15 protein-coding genes, 1 tRNA gene and 1 pseudogene are annotated in these 17,959 nt (G+C 63.1%); 9 read left to right on the forward strand and 8 right to left on the reverse strand.

All coding sequences use genetic code 11. From position 1 onward, the window contains the following. Window positions 1-311: 311 nt before the first annotated feature. The 4 genes from PGX04_RS26270 (at window position 312) to PGX04_RS26285 (ending at window position 4,528) form a co-directional block, all read left to right on the forward strand. Window positions 312-386, forward strand: a tRNA-Glu gene (locus PGX04_RS26270). Window positions 387-884: 498 nt separating this feature from the next. After that, complete coding sequence (gene lrp, locus PGX04_RS26275; RefSeq protein WP_273741187.1) at window positions 885-1,340, forward strand: HTH-type transcriptional regulator Lrp; 456 nt, start codon at window positions 885-887, stop codon at window positions 1,338-1,340. A gap of 303 nt (window positions 1,341-1,643) precedes the next feature. Further along, on the forward strand, window positions 1,644-2,579 hold the full coding sequence (locus tag PGX04_RS26280; RefSeq protein WP_273741188.1) for a hypothetical protein: 936 nt from the start codon (window positions 1,644-1,646) through the stop codon (window positions 2,577-2,579). After that, a complete protein-coding gene (locus PGX04_RS26285) occupies window positions 2,579-4,528 on the forward strand; it encodes a pyrroloquinoline quinone-dependent dehydrogenase (RefSeq protein ID WP_273741189.1) in 1,950 nt (649 codons plus the stop codon). The genes PGX04_RS26280 and PGX04_RS26285 overlap by 1 nt, the downstream gene beginning before the upstream one ends. Before the next feature lie 48 nt (window positions 4,529-4,576). Here the strand turns inward: PGX04_RS26285 and PGX04_RS26290 are convergent, their stop codons facing one another. The 5 genes from PGX04_RS26290 to PGX04_RS26310 form a co-directional block, all read right to left on the reverse strand. After that, complete coding sequence (locus PGX04_RS26290; RefSeq protein ID WP_273741190.1) at window positions 4,577-6,553, reverse strand: PQQ-dependent sugar dehydrogenase; 1,977 nt, start codon at window positions 6,551-6,553, stop codon at window positions 4,577-4,579. Between the two features lie 360 nt (window positions 6,554-6,913). After that, on the reverse strand, window positions 6,914-9,193 hold the full coding sequence (locus PGX04_RS26295) for a PQQ-dependent sugar dehydrogenase (RefSeq protein WP_273741191.1): 2,280 nt from the start codon (window positions 9,191-9,193) through the stop codon (window positions 6,914-6,916). Window positions 9,194-9,730: 537 nt separating this feature from the next. Continuing rightward, on the reverse strand, window positions 9,731-10,813 hold the full coding sequence (locus tag PGX04_RS26300) for a sodium:calcium antiporter (RefSeq protein ID WP_273741192.1): 1,083 nt from the start codon (window positions 10,811-10,813) through the stop codon (window positions 9,731-9,733). A gap of 175 nt (window positions 10,814-10,988) precedes the next feature. After that, a complete protein-coding gene (locus PGX04_RS26305) occupies window positions 10,989-12,284 on the reverse strand; it encodes a sodium:calcium antiporter (RefSeq protein ID WP_273741193.1) in 1,296 nt (431 codons plus the stop codon). A gap of 178 nt (window positions 12,285-12,462) precedes the next feature. Further along, window positions 12,463-12,759 carry an ArsR/SmtB family transcription factor gene (locus PGX04_RS26310; protein WP_273741194.1) on the reverse strand — a complete coding sequence of 99 codons (297 nt, stop codon included), beginning with the start codon at window positions 12,757-12,759 and terminating at the stop codon, window positions 12,463-12,465. 142 nt (window positions 12,760-12,901) lie between these two features. Between PGX04_RS26310 and PGX04_RS26315 the strand changes: the two genes are divergently transcribed. The 4 genes from PGX04_RS26315 (at window position 12,902) to PGX04_RS26330 (ending at window position 16,233) form a co-directional block, all read left to right on the forward strand. Then, window positions 12,902-13,204 carry an amphi-Trp domain-containing protein gene (locus tag PGX04_RS26315; RefSeq protein WP_273741195.1) on the forward strand — a complete coding sequence of 101 codons (303 nt, stop codon included), beginning with the start codon at window positions 12,902-12,904 and terminating at the stop codon, window positions 13,202-13,204. Window positions 13,205-13,492: 288 nt separating this feature from the next. Next, window positions 13,493-14,626: an SMP-30/gluconolactonase/LRE family protein gene (locus PGX04_RS26320; protein ID WP_273741196.1), complete on the forward strand. Its 1,134-nt coding sequence runs from the start codon at window positions 13,493-13,495 to the stop codon at window positions 14,624-14,626. A 281-nt stretch (window positions 14,627-14,907) separates the two neighbouring features. Continuing rightward, window positions 14,908-15,162: a HalOD1 output domain-containing protein gene (locus tag PGX04_RS26325; RefSeq protein ID WP_273741197.1), complete on the forward strand. Its 255-nt coding sequence runs from the start codon at window positions 14,908-14,910 to the stop codon at window positions 15,160-15,162. A 297-nt stretch (window positions 15,163-15,459) separates the two neighbouring features. Continuing rightward, the gene (locus PGX04_RS26330; protein ID WP_273741198.1) at window positions 15,460-16,233 is read left to right on the forward strand and encodes an MOSC domain-containing protein; all 774 of its coding nucleotides are present in this window, start codon (window positions 15,460-15,462) and stop codon (window positions 16,231-16,233) included. A 25-nt stretch (window positions 16,234-16,258) separates the two neighbouring features. Here the strand turns inward: PGX04_RS26330 and PGX04_RS26335 are convergent, their stop codons facing one another. Further along, on the reverse strand, window positions 16,259-16,588 hold the full coding sequence (locus tag PGX04_RS26335; protein ID WP_273741199.1) for a hypothetical protein: 330 nt from the start codon (window positions 16,586-16,588) through the stop codon (window positions 16,259-16,261). Window positions 16,589-16,789: 201 nt separating this feature from the next. On the opposite strand from PGX04_RS26335, the gene PGX04_RS26340 reads away from it, so the two are divergent. After that, window positions 16,790-17,017 carry a DUF5795 family protein gene (locus PGX04_RS26340; protein WP_273741200.1) on the forward strand — a complete coding sequence of 76 codons (228 nt, stop codon included), beginning with the start codon at window positions 16,790-16,792 and terminating at the stop codon, window positions 17,015-17,017. Window positions 17,018-17,071: 54 nt separating this feature from the next. Here the strand turns inward: PGX04_RS26340 and PGX04_RS26345 are convergent, their stop codons facing one another. Together PGX04_RS26345 and PGX04_RS26350 are read right to left on the reverse strand one after the other, a co-directional pair. Further along, entirely contained in the window at window positions 17,072-17,524 is a 453-nt protein-coding gene (locus PGX04_RS26345; RefSeq protein WP_273741201.1) for a response regulator, read from the reverse strand. Window positions 17,525-17,687: 163 nt separating this feature from the next. Next, window positions 17,688-17,959: pseudogene (locus PGX04_RS26350) on the reverse strand (DUF790 family protein); the annotation flags it as partial.

Consider the following 17,959-nt stretch of genomic DNA (forward strand, 5'->3'; position numbering starts at 1 on the left):
TTTCGGCCTCGGCGGTCCGGCCGCACCCGAACTCGAGGGCGACGGGCCGATCGACGCGACCGACGTGACGCCGACCATCGTCGACCTGCTCGGGCTCGAGGGGGAGCTCTCGATGCCGCTCGAGGGGTCGTCGCTTCGACGGTCCTGACCGGAACTGGTCTCGTGCGTGATAGCGTGCCACCCCCAGCCCGGAACGGAACCCTTTTTACTAGCCCCCGGCAACGACCAGTTGCACACAGCGCGTGTGACGGATCGCTCCGTTGGGTCGCTGAACGTAGTGAAGCGAGCCCCGGTGCGAGAACAGCGTGATCGCTCCGTTGGTGTAGTCCGGCCAATCATTTCGGCCTTTCGAGCCGATGACCTGGGTTCAAATCCCAGACGGAGCACTCTTCTGAGGAACGGAGTGACGAAGAAGGAAGCGCACGCTCTGGGATTTGAATCAGACGAGTCGCAGCACCGGGCGTAGCGAGGTGATCGTCTCGGCGTAGTTCAAATCCCAGACGGAGCACTACTGTTTGAGACGTGTTCGGCTCCCGTCTCTCGGAGCGCAGTCCTCTCTCGAGTTACGAGCGCGTCTCTCCCCGCCCAAGTCCCGGATGGCAGATTTTGCAACGATCGAATTCTCGAGTCGTCAACGTTACGTACGAGAACCCGAATCGGGAAAGGACGAGTGATACCGGCAGTTTCGATCGGTCCGTCGGCTATCCACGTTCGTTCGTTCGATAGATGCACAGGGCACCGGAGAGGCGATAGCGATTCGTCTATTTGCTGAAATCCACTTCGATAGGAGTCTCGTCCGTTTATCTCACAACATCGACTCACTGGTCGCGGATAGAACTGGATATTCGTAAACTCCTAGTAGAAGGAGCACTTCGTACCAGCTAATGACCTACGAACACTTGGACTCAGACCTGGTAAACAAACTGCTCGGCGACGGCCGAGCGAGCCTCCGCAGCCTCGCCGAAGAACTCGACGTCTCCGTCACGACGGTCTCGAACCACCTCTCCGACCTCGAGGAGGAAGGCGTTATCGAGGGCTACACGCCGAAAGTCGACTACGACGCGGTGGGGTACGACGTCACTGCCGTCATGCAGCTGAAAGCCGAAGGGAGCGCGCTCCCCGAAATCACGCAGACGCTGAAGGACCACCGCCAGATGATCTCCGTCTACGAGGTCACGGGCGACTACGACGTGATCGCCATCGGGAAGTTCAAAGATACGGACGACATGAACGACGAGATCAAGTCTCTGATTACCGATCCCGACATTAACCAGTCGAATACGAGCATCGTGCTTAACGCCGTCTCCGAAAACGAACAGTTCGAACTCGACACGGAGTAACCGCGTTCAGTCATCGAGCTATTGCGAGAGCTCGACAGCAACTGCGGACGCCCCGTCTCCGCTCTTCCGGTAGCCACGGCTCGAGCGCGCTATCCGGGCGGAGTGCCGCATTACTCCGTTCTCGAGAATGGAAACAACCGATTGTCCGCCGGAGTGGTATACTAACGTTCGGTTGCTGTGTGATACTAACTACCGGTGTCTAACGAGACAAATACAGCGAATCGACGCTCCTGAAGAAATATATTCCATACCATAAACTGTGGAAACTTCTATTGAGTCGGACAGTATCTCTCGAGAAGAGCCATGACATATGGTACCAATCCTGAAGAGAGGTACAGCTATGGGGAGGTGAGCGACGCGGATCGTCGTGACTTTCTCAAAGCCTTCGGCGTCATCGCCGGCGGCGGTATCGCCGGTGCGACGCTGCGCGATCTCCGTGCGGAGGTCTCGAGCGGCGCCGCGGAGGGGCTCGCAGAGATGGGCGAGGCCGTTCGCGGTGGACTGACGGGAACGCTCGACGCGGCGCTGTTGAACGAGCAACTGGCGGGGCTCGAGGAGCGCTTCGAACTGTTGCCCGAACTGGACTCGATGGGGATTCCCGAGCAGGGAGCGTCGGCGTACCAGGAGCTGACGACGGCGGCGTGGGTGATCAACGACCACCTCGCGGAGGTCGGCTTCTTCGCGAGCGCGGAGGAGAACCTGCCGGCGTTTACGCCCGACCATATCGAGGAAACGACGCGGCAACTACTGCACATCGAGGAACTGCCGACGGCCCTCTCGGAGATCGGGTTCGCCGAAGGAGAACAAACGGCGTTGGTGACGAACATCGTCAACGCCCGCGAGCAGCTCTCGTGGTGGATGAATACACCGGACTATCCGCCGGCCGACGTCGTCGAGGACGGGGTCGTCTACGAGTTCGTCGCGCCGCTTCACCAGCGGGGCGCGGAGGGGGCGTTGCTGTGGATCGATGGGCTCGATTATCACCTCTGGCAGAATAAGGTATTAATCACCGAGGAGATGCTCGATCGCGGACTCTGGGACGTCAAGTCGATGCTTGGCGGCTACTACCTGCTGGGGTCTGCCGTCCGCGACCTCGCCGGGGGTGAGATCTCCGACGAGTCCCTCTCGGCGCTTATCAGCGGCGGGACCGCGATCACGATCATCGGCCAGGAGTTCCTCCGCAATGACGCGATCCAAATTACCGATCCCATGCGGGCTCCCCGCGAGGTGAGTCCCTGATGGCCAACGAAATCCCCGGTTCGGAGCATATGGATCTCCCGGACGACGCACCGTGGAACGAGAAACCCGGCGAATCTCACGTCGCGCAGGGCGACATCGACGTGATTCCCGAGCGCGAGATCACCGAGGAGGATCTCCACCAGACCACCAAGGACGAGACGAACTGGCTGCTCTTCGGCGGCGCGTACGAGAACCAGCGGCACACGACGGCCGAGCACATCACGCCGGACAACGTCGACGAGGTCGAACTCGAGTGGCGCATCGATCTGGCACCGCCCCATGCGCTCGAACCGAATCCGAGCCACGAGTTCCAGGGGTCGCCGCTGGTGGTCGACGGCGATCCGCCGATCATGTACATCACGGTCGGTGCCGACCAGCTCTACGCGGTAAACGCACGGACCGGCGAGAAGCTGTGGGAACACTACTACGAGCCGGCCGTCGGCTACTCGGAGGACGCCCCGCCAGCCGAGCGCGGTCCGGCCGTCCTCGGCGGTACCGTCTACAAGAGCACGCTCGATCTGGGCGTCCTCGCCGTCGATCGCTACACGGGCGAGGAACAGTGGTACTACAACGGGGCAGCGGCCTATCGCGGTGAGGTCGCCGACGGCCTCATGCACGAGGAACTGCAGTGGGAACGCGAGCGGGGATCGACCTCCTCGTTCCCGCCGCTGATCTACGACGGCAAGCTGATGAAGGGGAGTTTCGGCGGCGAGTTCGGCGTCAGCGGGTTCTTCGACGCGATCGACCTCGAGGGGAACCCGCAGTGGCGGTTCAACATGACGCCGACGGAGCAGTGGGTCGGCGATTCGTGGCAACACGGCGGTGGCACCGCGTGGGCGTCCGGTGCCATCGAACCGGAGGAAGGGACGGTGATCGTTCCGTCCGCCAACCCCGGCCCGTGGTACGGGACGGTTCGACCGGGATTCAACCCCTTCACGTGCGGGAAGGTCGCCATCGACATCGAGTCGGGAGAGTATCAGTGGCACCACCAGGACGTGCCACACGACTGGTGGGACTACGACTCCCCGAGCCCACCACTCGTCTTCGAGGAAGAACACGACGGGGAGCCGACGAAGTTCGCTACCTGGCCGGGCAAGACCGGCTGGGTCTACACGGTCAACATGGAGACCGGGCAGCTCCATCAGCGTAGCGACGAGTACGTCCAGCACGTCAACACCTTCTCGCTCCCGCCGTACGAGGACATCGAGAACGCCCCGTGGATGATGCCGCACCTCACCGGCGGCACCAATCCCCAGCCCAGTTCGTTCGATCCCAACACCCGGACGATGGTCGTGAAGGGGGCCAACGAACCGATGGCGCTGTCCTGGTACGAAGAGGAGTACGAGGCCGGCGAGCGGTACATGGGGATGGACATCGCCAGCGCGGAACCACCCGAGGAAGTCGAAGAGCCGGACGAGCCGACCCTCTCCGCCGAGGAAGTCGCCGAGGAGGAAGACCCCCACCTCGAGGCCGAGGTCGAAGAGGAGGAAGATCAGGAAGACGAGGACGTCGACGAGGGCGAAGACGGCGAGGCGACCGAAGACGGGGAGGAAGACGACGGTCCCCCGGTCGGCCAGGCCCGGCCTGACTATCCCGAGGAATGGAACGGTGCGACCGGCGTCATCGCCGGCATCGACCCGTACACCGGCGACGTGAAGTGGCAGGAGTGGTACGACTGGACCAACTTCCATCCGCGCGGCGGCTCGTTCACGACGCCGACGGGACTTGCCTTCGCGGGCACGCCCAACGGCGTGATGGTCGCGTACGATATCGAGTCGGGCGACCGCCTCGCCGAGTTCGAAGTGGCGGACCACGGCGTCGACGGCGCGCCGATGTCCTGGGTCGACCCGCACGAGGAGAAACAGTACATCGCGATGCCGGCCGGCGGCGGCCACCACACCGACGTCGAACTCGGGACGACGCTGGCCGTCTTCTCGCTCGAGATCTGAGCGGCCGACCGGCCGAATTTTTTCGCACGCGACCGATTCCGAGAGCGATCAGTGTTCGTATCGCTCCTGCGGGACGATGCGATAGACCGCACCGTCGTCCTCTCCGATTCCGGGCGTCGCCGACGTCATGACGTAGAGTTCGCCCTCGTCGTCGCGACCGAACCCGTACACGAGTCGATTCAGGCTCCCATCAGACGCGACATCGTCGCCCTCGTCCGTTTCATCACCCTCCTCGGCAGTCTCGTCTCCGCCCGCGGTCTCGACCTCGAGTTCCTCGATGGACCACGGCCCGTCTTCGCTCTCGGACTGGTCGTCCTCGCCGTCTCCCTCGTCTCCGCCATCGCCCGGCGGATCGATGAAGAAATCGTCGTCGCCTTCGTCGTCCGCCGTTTCGACCGCGGCGTTCTCGTCCAGCCACTCCGTCGGTGGCCGGGCAATGAACAGCCTACCGGGGCCCTCCCCGTCCCTGCTCCAGTCGCCGAAGAGGTACGTTCCCGTGAGGGGGTCGACCTCGTCGCTCTCGTAGAGGTAGCCGCCGATCACGGAGACGCCGACGGGCTCCCCGTCGACCTCGTGGGGATACTCGATTACCGGATCCAGCAGCGGTTCGCCGCCACGGACCGACTCGGGCGTCTCCTGAGGACACTCTTCCGGGGGTTCCGTCGGTGACTCCGTGCTGAAACAGTGGGTTCCCTCCCTGACGTTCCAGCCGTAGTTCCCGCCGCGTTCGACGTGGTTGACCTCCTCGAACAGCTCCTGGCCGACGTCGGCCGCGAGGAGCGCGCCCTCCCCGGTGACGCTCATACCCCAGGGGTTGCGCAGCCCCCACGCGTAGTACTCGTCGAGGTGTCCCTCCGCCTCGACCAGCGGATTGTCGTCCGGGATCCCGTAGGCACGTTCGTCGCCCTCGTCGGCGGCGTCGCCGCCTCCGTCTCGGGACGTCTCCGACGTCCCGCCATCCACGTCGATCCGGAGGATTCCACCTAACAGGTTCTCCTCGGTGTCCTGCCCGTTGCCGCCGTCGTTCTCGTCGTACCAGTCCTCGACGTGGCCCTCGTCCGCGTCGTTCGCTCCGCCCCCGTCGCCGGTGGCGACGTAGAGATACCCGTCCGGTCCGAAGGTGATCGGTCCCGCGTTGTGGTTGAACTGCGGCTGGGGAATCTCGAGGATCGTCCGCTCGGAGTCGGGATCGGCGCTCGCGCCGTCATCGTCGGCCGTCCGGAACTCCGCGAGGACGAACGTGTGATCGTATTCCTCAGGCGTTCCCTCACGAGACGGTGCGCTGTAGCGGACGAAGAAGCGGCCGTTCTCCTCGAACTCGGGGTGGAAGGCCAGCCCGAGCAGGCCGCGCTCATCGAACTCCTCGCGCAGCTCCACCAGCTGATCCGAAACGTCGAGGAACGGCTCCGATTCGAGACCGTCCTCGCCGTGAACGTAGATCTGTCCGGTCTGGTCGACAATGAACCGGCGATCCGCGTCCTCGTCGGCCGTCACCAGCGTCACCGGGTTGGCGAACCCGTCGGCGACGGGCTCGAGGCCGACGGTCGGTCCCTCGCCGATTACCTGCTCGTCCTCGGCTGTCGTCTCACCGTCTCCGCCGTCACCCGAGACGATTTCGACCGCGCCGCTCATCGAGGAACGATGGGGCCCACAGAAATATTCGACCATCCCTTCCTCGGCGGTGAACTCGACGGTCTGTGTCTCGCCGGAATTACTGACGAGTTCGGTTTCGACGAACCGCTCGTCGTTCTCGTCGACGATGATGAAGTTGTGCGACGCACCGTCCAGGTTTTCCCAGGTAAGCGTGTACTCCTGTCCCGCTTCCAGTGGCAGGGTCGGGTTCCGCTCGCCGGCGATCGGATCTGGCGACTCACCGACCCAGCTACTCGTCCTACCGCCGAGTTCGAACTCGGTGGGTAGCGGCTCCTGTGCGAGCACCGTCGGTGCGAGGCCCGCGACGGTGAGGGCCGCGGATGATCGGAGAACGGTCCGCCTCGAAATCGCTTTCTCCTCGTCTCGTGTCATTGTATCAGACTAGGCGCACGTACCGAAAAACCAATCATTCCCTATACTGTATGCACGCCACATATCGTGGTCTCCAACTCGGTCAATAAAGGACCGCGATCGTTTCCCAAATAAGGTCGACTTGTACGCCAATCCGACATATAATCGATATTTATTGCCGGGGCCGGCCGCACCCGACCGAGACCCCACGCGAAGCTGAACGCGGCCGCCCCCTCAGTGTCTCGAACGATCGACGGACTCGTGTGAGGGAACCTATTTCACGGTCTTGAGGCCGAAAGAGCGCACGCACCGGCGGCTCGCGCTCGAGCGGGATCTCGGTCGAAAAAACGGGCGGCGGATCGATCGTCGGCGCGACTCGCGTTACTCGTCGTCCGCGGTCGCGTTTTCGGTTTCCGACTCCGTCTCGTTGCCCGTTGCGTTCGCCTCTTCCTCCTCCGTTTCCGCCGCTTCCTCGCCTCCTTCTTCCGTCGCTTCGTCTCCCGTTTCCGCTTCCTCGTCCTCAGCCTCCCCGTCTTCCGCTTCTCCGTCCGCCCCCGTTTCGTCTTCGGTCCCGACCGCGTCCTCGTGTTCCTCGATCTCCTCGCCGTCTCCTTCGGGAACGATGCGGTACACTTCGCCGGTCTCGCCCTCGGTGTAGCGGGCGGTCGTCAGCACGTAGAGTTCGCCGTCGTGGTCTCGCCCGAACGCGAGGACAAAGCGGTTGATCTCTCCGTTTTCGGAGCCGCCGACGGAGAGCTCCTGGATTTCCCAGAGGTCCTCCGCCGATCGGTCGGCGGTCGGTTCGTACTCCTCGACCGGCGAGGCGAACAGCCGTCCGCCGGGCGTTTCGAACGCATTGCTCCAGTCGCCGTAGACGTACATGTCCTGCAGTTCGGAAACGGTGTCACCCTCGTAGACGTATCCGCCGGTGATCGAGATCCCGATCGTCTCGTCGCCAACTTGGTGTGGGTAGTGGATGACCGGATCGAGTAGCTCCTCGCCGCCGCGGACGTCGTCCGGCGTCGAGTTCGGACAGTCCTCCCCCGGTTCGTTGGGATTATCGGTGCTGAAACACTCGATTCCCTCCTTGACGTTCCAGCCGTAGTTACCGCCGTTCTCGACGATGTTTACCTCCTCGAACAGGTTCTGTCCGACGTCGGCGACGAAGAACCGTCCCTCGCTATCGAACGACGCTCGCCAGGGGTTGCGCAGCCCCCACGCGTAGTACTCGCCGAGTCCCTCGTCGCTGTCGACGAAGGGGTTGTCATCGGGAATTCCGTACGGTTCGCCGTTTTCCCCCTCGGCGTCAACGTCGAGTCGGAGGATGCTGCCGAGGAAATTCTCCGTCGTGTTCTGTGCGTTGCCACCGTCGTTCTCGCCGTACCAGTCCTCGACGTGACCGAGTCCGGTGTCGTCGGCGTCACCGCCGTCACCGAGTGGCACGTAGAGGTACCCGTCCGGTCCGAAGAGCACTGCACCGGCGTTGTGGTTGAACTGCGGCTCCGGCACCTCGAGAAGCACTTCCTCGGAGTCGGGGTCACCCATCGCGTGGTCGTCGCCGTCGGTCGTGAACTCCGAGAGAACGGCCGTGTGGTCGTAGTCCTCGGGGGTGTCGTCAGTCGGAGGCGCGCTATACCTGACGAAGAAGCGACCGTTCTCCTGGAAGTCGGGGTGGAACGCCAGCCCGAGCAGTCCGCGCTCGTCGAAGCCGGCGTCGGTCGCCTCGCCGACATCGACCATCCGATCAGTGAGGTCGAGGAACGGCTCCTCCTGCAGTTCGGCGGTCCCACCCGCGGTGTCCGCGTCGCCCCCCGTCCCAGTCGTCGTCTCGTTTCCAGCCTCAGTATCGGTCTTCGTCTCGTTTCCAGCCTCGGTATCGGTCTTCGTCTCGTTTCCAGCCTCGGTATCGGTCTTCGTCTCGTTTCCAGCCTCGGTATCGGTCTTCGTCTCGTTTCCGTCCTCGATACACGTCTCGGTCTCGTTCTCAGTCTTCGTCTCGTTGCCGCTTTCGGCGCCAGTTTCCGTACCGGTTTCGGCTCCCGCCTCGAGGACGCGTATCTGTCCGGGCTGGTCGACGACGTAGTACCGGTCCTCCTGATCCGGCGCGACCTCGAAGCCGACTGGGGAGGTGAGCCCGCTGGCGATCTGCTCGAGACCGATCGTTGGCCCCTCGGTCACGACGTCTCGTTCGGTCTCCTCGGTTTGCTGGTCTCCTCCTTCGGCCCCGGCCAACTGGATGTCGCCCCGCATCGAATTCGGGTGGACCGAACAATAGTACTCCGCCATCTCGGCGGTCGCCTCGAACTCGAGGGTCAGCGTCTCACCCTCCCCGTCGGTGATTTCGGTCCCTTCGAGTTCCTGTCCCTCCGAGTCGAGGAGCACGAAATCGTGTGGAAGTCCGTCGATGTTCTCCCAGGTGACCACGTACGACTGTCCCTCCTCCAGTTCCAGTGTCGGATTCGTTTCACCCTCAATCTCGGACGGTGACTGGCCGACCCAGCCGCTCGTCTCCCCGCCGAGTTCGAACTCTTGGGCCTCCTGAGCAGCCGATATTCCGCCCAGCCCTGCGACTACTCCGGTAGCCGCAGCGGTTTTCAGGAACAGCCGTCGTGACGATCCATCGAGATCTCGCTCGCGTCTCGCGTCTTCTCCGGATACCATGTTTCTTGCACCTACCCTATTCTCGGCAGAGATATCTATAAATCGAACATATTGTTGCACCGGAAACGCAATACTTGCTGGACCAGGTGGCAGCAGTCAGGCCCGCTGGGGCAGAAATATACTCATTGACCCGCCGGACGTTGTCTGGACATCTTAATATAATACTTCGCGTAGTAATACCGTTTTCTCTCAGATCTCGTGTCTGTTTCCGGTGTGACTGTGGCTCGATCGTCCCGTCCGCTCGGCGGTTCAGTCGGGATATCCGATACTGCGACTGCGCTCGTGTTCACAGTCCAGACGAACACCTCTCACAGAAGTTATGAGTGACCAGAGGGTCTGGTGAGGATGGCCTCGTCGGTGTGGCAGCGAGTAAATCCACCGTTGTTCGCTATCGATACGAGCACAATGACCAGTTCTCGACGAATGGGTAACCATCACGAAGCTGCCGTCCATCCGTTTTCGAATCCGATCCGTGAACGCGGATCTATTTCGTGACCGACCTCGTTTCGATCCCTCCGGCGAGTCGACTCTCGCCGGCTACAGATAGTTCGCGATCCAGTAGGCGATGTAGAGCCCGAACAGGACGACACCGCCAACCCGGGTGACGCGTCCCCGCGTGAGCATGACGGTCACGACGAGCACGCAGCCGGCGAAAAACGGCCAGTGAACCGTCAGGACGTCCCCGCCCGTACTGATCGGATGGAGCAATGCGATGATCCCGACGTTGGCCGTCATGTAGAAAACCGTGCTCCCGACGACGTTCCCGATGGCGAGTTCCGGCCGATTCCGTCGAACCGGTTCGACGGTGAGCGCCAGTTCCTCGATCGAGGCGATGAAACTCAATACCGTGGCACCGAACGCGAGCCCCGAGATACCGAACGCGACGAAGATACCCTCGGCGCTGACCACCGTGATACCTGACCCGATCGTCATTCCGATCACGGCGAGGACGGCGATGCCGAGATTGAAGAGTCCGCTTCGATGCTCGAACGATGGCACGAACTCGTCGATATCCAGGTCGAAATCCGGGCCGTTCGATCGGTCTCCGTCCGCTCTCGAGTCGTTGCCGTTCGATGTGGCCCGACTCCGACCCGTATTCGCGTCCGGTCCGGCATCGAAGTCGATCACCTCCTGTAGTTCAGCCGAGAGCAGATACGTCGTTTCGGCGCGGCGTTCGTGCCAGAAGATATAGGTCAGCAGCGGGACGAACAGGCCGAGGAGGACCGCTCCCTCGAGTGGACCGATCGTTCCCTCGAGCGACAGCGCAAACGCGGGAACGGGAACGAGAACGAGTAGCATCAGATAGGCTCGGGGAACGTCCATTCGAAACGGGACGAGGATCCCCGCGAGCCCGACGGCGACGGCGAGGACGAACAGCGACTCCCCGAAGACCGTCCCGAGCGCGAGCGACGGAAGGTCGACGAACGCCGCGGTTACGCCGAGGACGGCGTTCTCGAGGTCGACACCGGCCAGTACGACCGCGAGAAAGAAGCCGGAAACGCCGAGCGAAACAGCGCTCTGGGCGACGGCCTCGATGAAGATCTCGACGCACCAGATCACCAGCACGACGCCGACGAGAAACAGGCCGATGAGGGCCGCCGTCGAACTCGGAACGACCATGTCCGTGAGCCTATGCAACGCTCGTACTTAGTTTCTGATTGCGGTCACGACGAAACGCGACGGAGCGGTTGGGACGGTCTCCACGGGGACGATCGCAATCGCTGGTGTCCACGATCCGATCGTCACGGCCGTTGCAGCGCTGCCGGCGAGACCAGTTCCCCGAACTCACCGAGGCTCAGCCACCGATCGGAACGCCGCCGAAGACGACGATCGCGATCAGCCAGTAGGCGACGTAGATCCCGCCGAGGAGGAGCCCGTGCCATCGCTTCAGTTTGCCCTCGGAGAGGAAGTACGCGGCGAGGGCGGTCACGACGATCACCGTCGGGAGATGGAAGGTGAGCACGGACCGGGAGATCTCGAGGTCGCTGAGGAGCATGATGACGCCGACGTTTCCCGTCACCGAGAAGAGGACGCTCCCGATGACGTTTCCGACGCCGATCTCGGGGACGCCTCGTCGGACCGGCTCGATCGTGAGCATGATGTCTTCGAAGGTGAGGATCACCGTGAGGACGGTCGCCCCGAAGACGGTCTCCTCGAGGCCGAACCCGTCGATAACGACCTCCGACCCGGCCTCGAGCAACATCGACGCGAACACGATTCCGATCAGTGCGAGGACGGAGAGGGAGAGCCAGATCCACCCGGACGCGGGGCGACCGCCGACGAGTCGGTCCTCGGAGATTTCCGAGAACTCCGGCGGCAACGCGACGCCGCCGTCGGCCTGTATCTCCTCGCCGAGTTCGGTGTTCCGGAAGACCGGCGTGTCGCGCTGGTACTCTCGAGCGATGATATACCCGAACGTGAGGACGAACGCGCCGAGGAGCAGGAGTCCGTGGACGAACGTCAGCGTTCCGACGAGGACGAACGGAATCAACAACAGCGGTGCCAGCGCGAAGAGGACGACGTAATCGGACGGGAGATCGACCGGGAACGGTCTGATGATCGCGGCGAGCGCGAGCGTCACGCCGATGATCGCCAGTCCCGTTCCGAGCGCCGTCCCGAGGGCGGCACCCTCGAGGTTGCCGGCGGACAGAACGAGCGCGAGGATCGTGTCGTCGAACTCGAACCCGGTGAAGAGTATCGCGAGCGCGAACAGCGATATCTTCAGCTTCAGCGCCGCTCGAGTGAGATAACTGATCAACTTTTCAACGCAGACCGTCAATAGGATGCCACCGACGACGAGGACGAGCACCGCACCGAGCAGTCCCTGGCCGTCGACGAACCCCTCGATCGCCCCCTCGAGACCACCTTCGTTCTCCGCCGCGTCGCCGTCTTCACCCGCACTTCCGTCGTCGCCCTGAGCGACTACCGGTGCGACCGGAACTGCAACGAGCGTCGCGATCACCAGGAGAGCGGCGATGATCCGGCGAATCGATCGACGAGAGGGACGGCGTCTCGTACCGATCGAGAGCACTGAATTCACGACCCACGGTTGCCGCGATGCGATGGTGCTCTCGACGATGACCTCGAGCATGTGGGTTACTGCATGCGAACCAGTGCCATATAGCTACTAGGCCGGGGAGGACAGTTCATGGGAACTCCCTACACGAAATCCGTTGGAAATCTCTACACGGAATCCGTTGGAACTCTCTACACGGGTCTGTTGGGCACCATTCCCACTGTCCGACTCGAGCACGGACACGAGGAGGCCCTCACGACGATTCCGACTCGCTCTCGTCGTCGATCGGATCGGCCTGCAGGACGAACGCTCGCTCCGGCGGCGGGGCGATGCGCAACTCGATGCGCCGAGCGAGTTCGTAGTACTTCCGATTCCCGCGCCTGTAGTGTTCGACCAGCCCGGCTTCCTCGAGCGTCGAGAGGTGGTGTACGGCGGTTTTCCCGTCCATTCCGATCTCCGTTGCGAGTTCCGAGACGTACATCGGTTCCCGCGAGAGTTCCCTGAGAATCGCCAACCGCGTTCCGTTTCCCAGGGCGTCGAGCAGTGTCACACGCGTCTTTGGACACCCGAATCCAGAAGGGTTTCGCCGATTCTCACCGCGCTCGCGGTCGCGGCGATGGCGATATGCTGTCGATCAGACCTATCGAAATGCGTGACGCAGCTTTATCGGCGTCCTCGTGGGACGACCACCTATGAGCGATCGCGTTGACTTCCCCGACGACAGAACCGGCGACCGACGGACGATCACGAGTGGCTTCTTCGAACAGGAAGTGTACCTCTCGAGCGAGGAGACAGCCGCGTTCCTCCACGACCTCGCCGATCAGCTCGAGGCCGGATCGTCGTTTACGATCTCCGCGTCGGAGTGGGAGATCCCCTTCGACTACAGCGATCCCGTCGAGGTCGAGATCGAGTTCTCCCAACAACGAGAGCGGGAACTCGAGATCGAACTCGAGTTTACGGAACCGGCGGGCGGCGGTGACCTGTCCGTTCGGTAAGCGGTGGCGAAATCCGTCGACTCGAGATGCGGCCCGCGGCGGTCCGACGTGGTAACCGCGGATGACGGTCCGAATCCGTAGCGGTCGGTATCGGCGCGCACAGCTGCCGCTCTCGTGCGCTCAGCGACGGCCATCGACGGGGCGATCTCGGCTCGACCGATGTAATTGGTCGTGAGCGCGAGCCAATACGAATTTTCGCCCGTGAAACTCGCGATAACCGGCCGATTTGCCGGGGAACGGTGTGCGCGATTTACACGATTTCGGCTGGTCGGTCTCGTCGTCGCAGTCATGACTATTGATAACACGACCGAGCCGACGACCGATACCGCCTCCCGAGCGAGTGTTTCCCGACGATTTATCTTGGGGAGCATTGCCGTGGCGAGCGCGCTCGCGAGTCTCCCCACGGGCGCGTTCGGACGAGAGGACGACACGACGGGTGACCTCGAAACGGTCGCCGAGTTCGAGCCGCCCGCACTCCCGGAGAATCTCGCGATCGACGAGCGGGGAACCGTCTACTTGAGTATGGGCCCGTCGGGCGAGATCCGCGCCGTCGATTCCGAGGGGAATCAGTCGTCGGTCGCAACGCTCGATACCGGCGATCAGGGACTACTACTCGGCATTACCGTCCTCGACGGTGCGCTCTACGCCGCGAACGGGTCGGGCCAGCAGGAGACGCACGGCATCTGGAGCGTCGATCCGGAAGACGGCGAGCCCGAGCGGATCGCGTCGCTGTCGCCCGACGAATCGATGCCGAACGGGATCATCCCCGATCCCACGATGTCGGACGCGCTGCTCGTCTCCGATCACCTCGGCGGCGCGATCTGGCGCGTGACGACCGACGGCGAGGCCGAGCCGTGGGTTTCGGATTCGTCGCTCGAGCCGGATATGGACGCCCAGACGCCGGTCGGCGCTGACGGGCTGGCCGCCCATCCGGACGGTGACGTCTACGTCGGCAATCTCAACGCGGGATCGGTCATGCGAGTCCCGGTCGCGGACGACGGGAGCGCCGGACAGGTAGAACAGGTCGTCCAGGACGAGGGCCTGGTCGGCGCGGATGGAATGACGATCGACGAGGACGGGTCCCTGTACGTCGCAGTGAACGCGGCGAACGAGGTCGTCCGCGTGACGGACGATCAGGAGATCGAGACGCTCGCCAGCGGCGACCCCCTCGATTTCCCCGCGGACGTCCACTTCGGCACGACCGAGGAAACCGCGACGTCGCTGTACATCGCGAACTTCGCCTACGGGACCTTCCTCGAGGACGAGGAAGCCGCCGAACCGAGTCTCTCGAGAGTCGACGTCGGAACGGCCGGTTACTTCCCGGAGACCGCCGACGAAACGTCCGATACGGACGAGGAGGACGACAGCGCTGACGACGATCAGTCCGAAGACGACGCGAACGAGACGGACGACGACGAGTGACTCTGCGAACGCGCTCGGTCAGTGGCCGATCGAAAGCGGGAACTCTCCCGTCGGCTGACGGGGTGTCGTCACGGCGGCTGACAGAGCGGCGGCACTCTAGTACCAGCTGCAACGATTGACACACCGATCGCACAGTCCGCGGTTCTCGCTCACTGTGTTCGCTCCGAACCGCGCTTCGCTCCGAACTCGAGCGACCAGTGATCAGAAGTTGCGATTGGAAATAACTGTGATGAATCAACGCTTCGAAAGTTATTAATGGAGTGGTGTGGCGGTAGATTGCAATGGAACAAACCCTCGCGTTCGACACTGACGAGGTACACGAGCGGATCGTTACCGGGGTAGCAGCACTGGAGGGGACCGATCCCATGGAATTACCGCCGCTCTTTGACGCGGTCGATCCCGATGCACTCGGCGCAGTGTTCGCAGCCACGGAGTCCGGCGAACGGCGGTCGGGACACGTCGGATTTCCGTACGCCGGTCATCAGGTGCGAGTGGAGTTCGACGAGACCGGGAACCCCGTCGTGACGATCGATTGATTCGGAAAACGCCGTCATTCATCGACGAGTTCGTTCTCGCGATTCGATCACTCAGAACGACTCCTGACCCGGCAGCGTACCGTCATTGGTCACGTGGTCGCATTATAGTAGCTACTGAAACGATTTCCACACTGTTCGCAACGCCGTCGTGCGATCAAATGTGCAGTGACTGTCAGTGGCTACTATACCGTCGCCACTGACAGTCTGTGGGCACCCGATCGGATGACGGCTGTGCGATCAGCGCGCACCACGTTTCGGTCGCTAGTATAATGGACCATCGGCCGGTACGGTTTCCCAATGGCACGACTCGAGGGGCTGCGGGTGTATCCGGTGAAGGGTCTCGACGGCATCGATCTCGAGGCGGCTGAGATCCTCGAGGGCGGGACCGTTGCCCACGACCGGGAGTTCGCGCTGTTCGACGCTGACGGCGACGTACTCAACGGGAAGCGGGCCGATCGAGTGCACGACCTCGATACGGATTTCGATCCCGAAACGCGTGAGCTCGCAATCGAGACGCTCGACGGGGAACGGCAGCGATTCGACCTCGAGTCCGATCGCGAGACCGCATCGGCCTGGTTGAGCGAGTTCTTCGATGTGGAGCTGTCGCTCGAGCGGGATCGATCGCTGGGGTTCGTGGATCGACGCGGGATGGGGCCGTCGGTGATCAGCACGGCGACGCTTCGCACCGTCGCCGACTGGTTCGACGAGATAACAGTCGAGGGCGCGCGGCGACGGCTCCGGGCGAACATCGAGGTCGGCGGCGTGGACCCGTTCTGGGAGGACCGGTTCGTCGGCGCGGACGCGCCGGCGTTCGAAGTCGGCGAGGTCCGGTTCGAGGGGGTGACACCCTGTGGCAGATGCGTCGTTCCCCAGCGCGATCCCGACACCGGCGACCCGACTCCGGGGTTTCGAGAGCAGTTCGTTCAGCGCCGCGAGGAAACCTTCCCCGACTGGGCGGACGCGGACGCGTTCGACCACTACTATTCGCTGATGCTCATCGCGCGCGTCCCCGAACACGATCGCGGCGAGACCCTCCGGGTGGACGATCCGGTCGCGATAGTCGACGACTGACGAGAGGCGGATACCGCCGACCGTCTCAGTGATCGATCTCGGGCCGCTGGAACGTTGTTTCCGCCTCCGTTCGTCCGTCGTGCGATTTCTCCAGCGCCCGTTCGAGTTCCGGCGCGGCCAGCAGCTCGTTTCGGTCGGGCTCCTCTGGCCGCCGGAAGTAGTACGTCTCCGCACAGCCGGCGACCAGCTCCGAGAGGGGTCGATCTTCGTCGTGGACGATCGAGACGAGATCCCCCGTCACTGCGACGAGTACTGCGTCGTTCGGTTTGTACAGGGCGTCCCGGAGTTCGCAGACGGTACAGTCGGCCGGTAACTCGAGGGTGACGCCGTCGACGGTCGCCCATCGCGTCTCCATACGTGATCGTTCGGGCAAGAGCATCTATACGGTTGTGCCCGCAGACACATGCCGGCCGAGCGGCCGCACCGCCATCGTTGGTTCCTGCGACTACCGACTAGTCGACCGTCCACGGCGACGAGACCGCGCCGGCCTCGAGCGGACGGTCGGCCGGCGACCGCGTCAGGAAACGCTTAGGGCGTCCCGTCCGAAAATTCGAGTGTGAGCGAGAATCGCGTCGTTCAGGGACGAATGGTGACGGCCAAAAAACTCGCCGAGATCGTCGAGGGCGACTCCGTCATGGAGGTCGACTCGATCGAGGAAGCCGACGAGGAGTGTCCGTCGTGTGGCGGCTCCGTCCTGGCGGTGACCTACATGCCGTCGGTGACCGAACTGGTCACCGGTCGGAAGTGCCAGGACTGCGACTGGAGCGAGACGGATCGGGACTGATCGGAATCGAACGCGTCGTCCACGTCCGTCTCGAGTCTGTACTGTCGTCTCGAGTTACGAGGGAACGGGTGGCAGCGTCGCTTCGTCGATCCAGAACGCTTCGACGGCACGGCCGAGCTCCACGAACTCGGCCGGATCGCTCGGCTTGGTGAGATAGGCGTTTGCGCACAGTTCGTAACTCCTGACGATGTCTTCGGTCGCCTCCGAGCTCGTGAGGACGATGACCGGGAGCGACGTGAGATCCGACTCGTTCTTGAGCGTCTCGAGCACCTCGAATCCGCTCGTTCTGGGAAGGTTCAAATCGAGCAACATGAGATCCACGTCGGCACCGCCCGCGGACAGCACCTGCTCTTGCAGGAAATCGAGGGCGGATCCACCGTCCGCGAACGTGTGAAAGACCGTCTCGAATCCCGCCGTTTTGAACGCCTCCTCGATCAGGCGAACGTCGCCGGGATTGTCTTCGACGAGGAGAATGGAAACCGGATCGGGAGATGATTGGTGGGACACTGCGTATCTATCGAGATGGGTGATGGGGGCTTAAGGCTGATCACAAAGCACGTTGGATCCGTGTCACTGTTTCTGAAAATCGGCCGCCGTTGCCGGACCACACCGTCCCCGATATCGTCCGCGACCGTTCGCGCCACGGTCGTTCGACGCCCGGTCTCGGCCGTTACCGTTCGACGATCGTTCCCCCGGCCAACCCCTCCCACTCGACGCGATAGCCGAGTCGCGAGAGGATCGCGCTCGAGTCGGTGAGATCGAACTCCTCGAGGACCGCGTCGGCATCCTCGAGTGCCATTCCCGGCTCGATTTCGTCCGCCACCCGCTCGAGAACGATGGGGCGAACCAGCGTTCGACCGACTCGTTCGTGTTCGGGAAACGCCTTGTCCGCGAGCGCGTCCGGACTCGCGCCGTGGCGATCGGCCAACGCGTCCACCGTGA

The sequence above is a fragment of the Natrinema soli genome, from assembly GCF_028618695.1.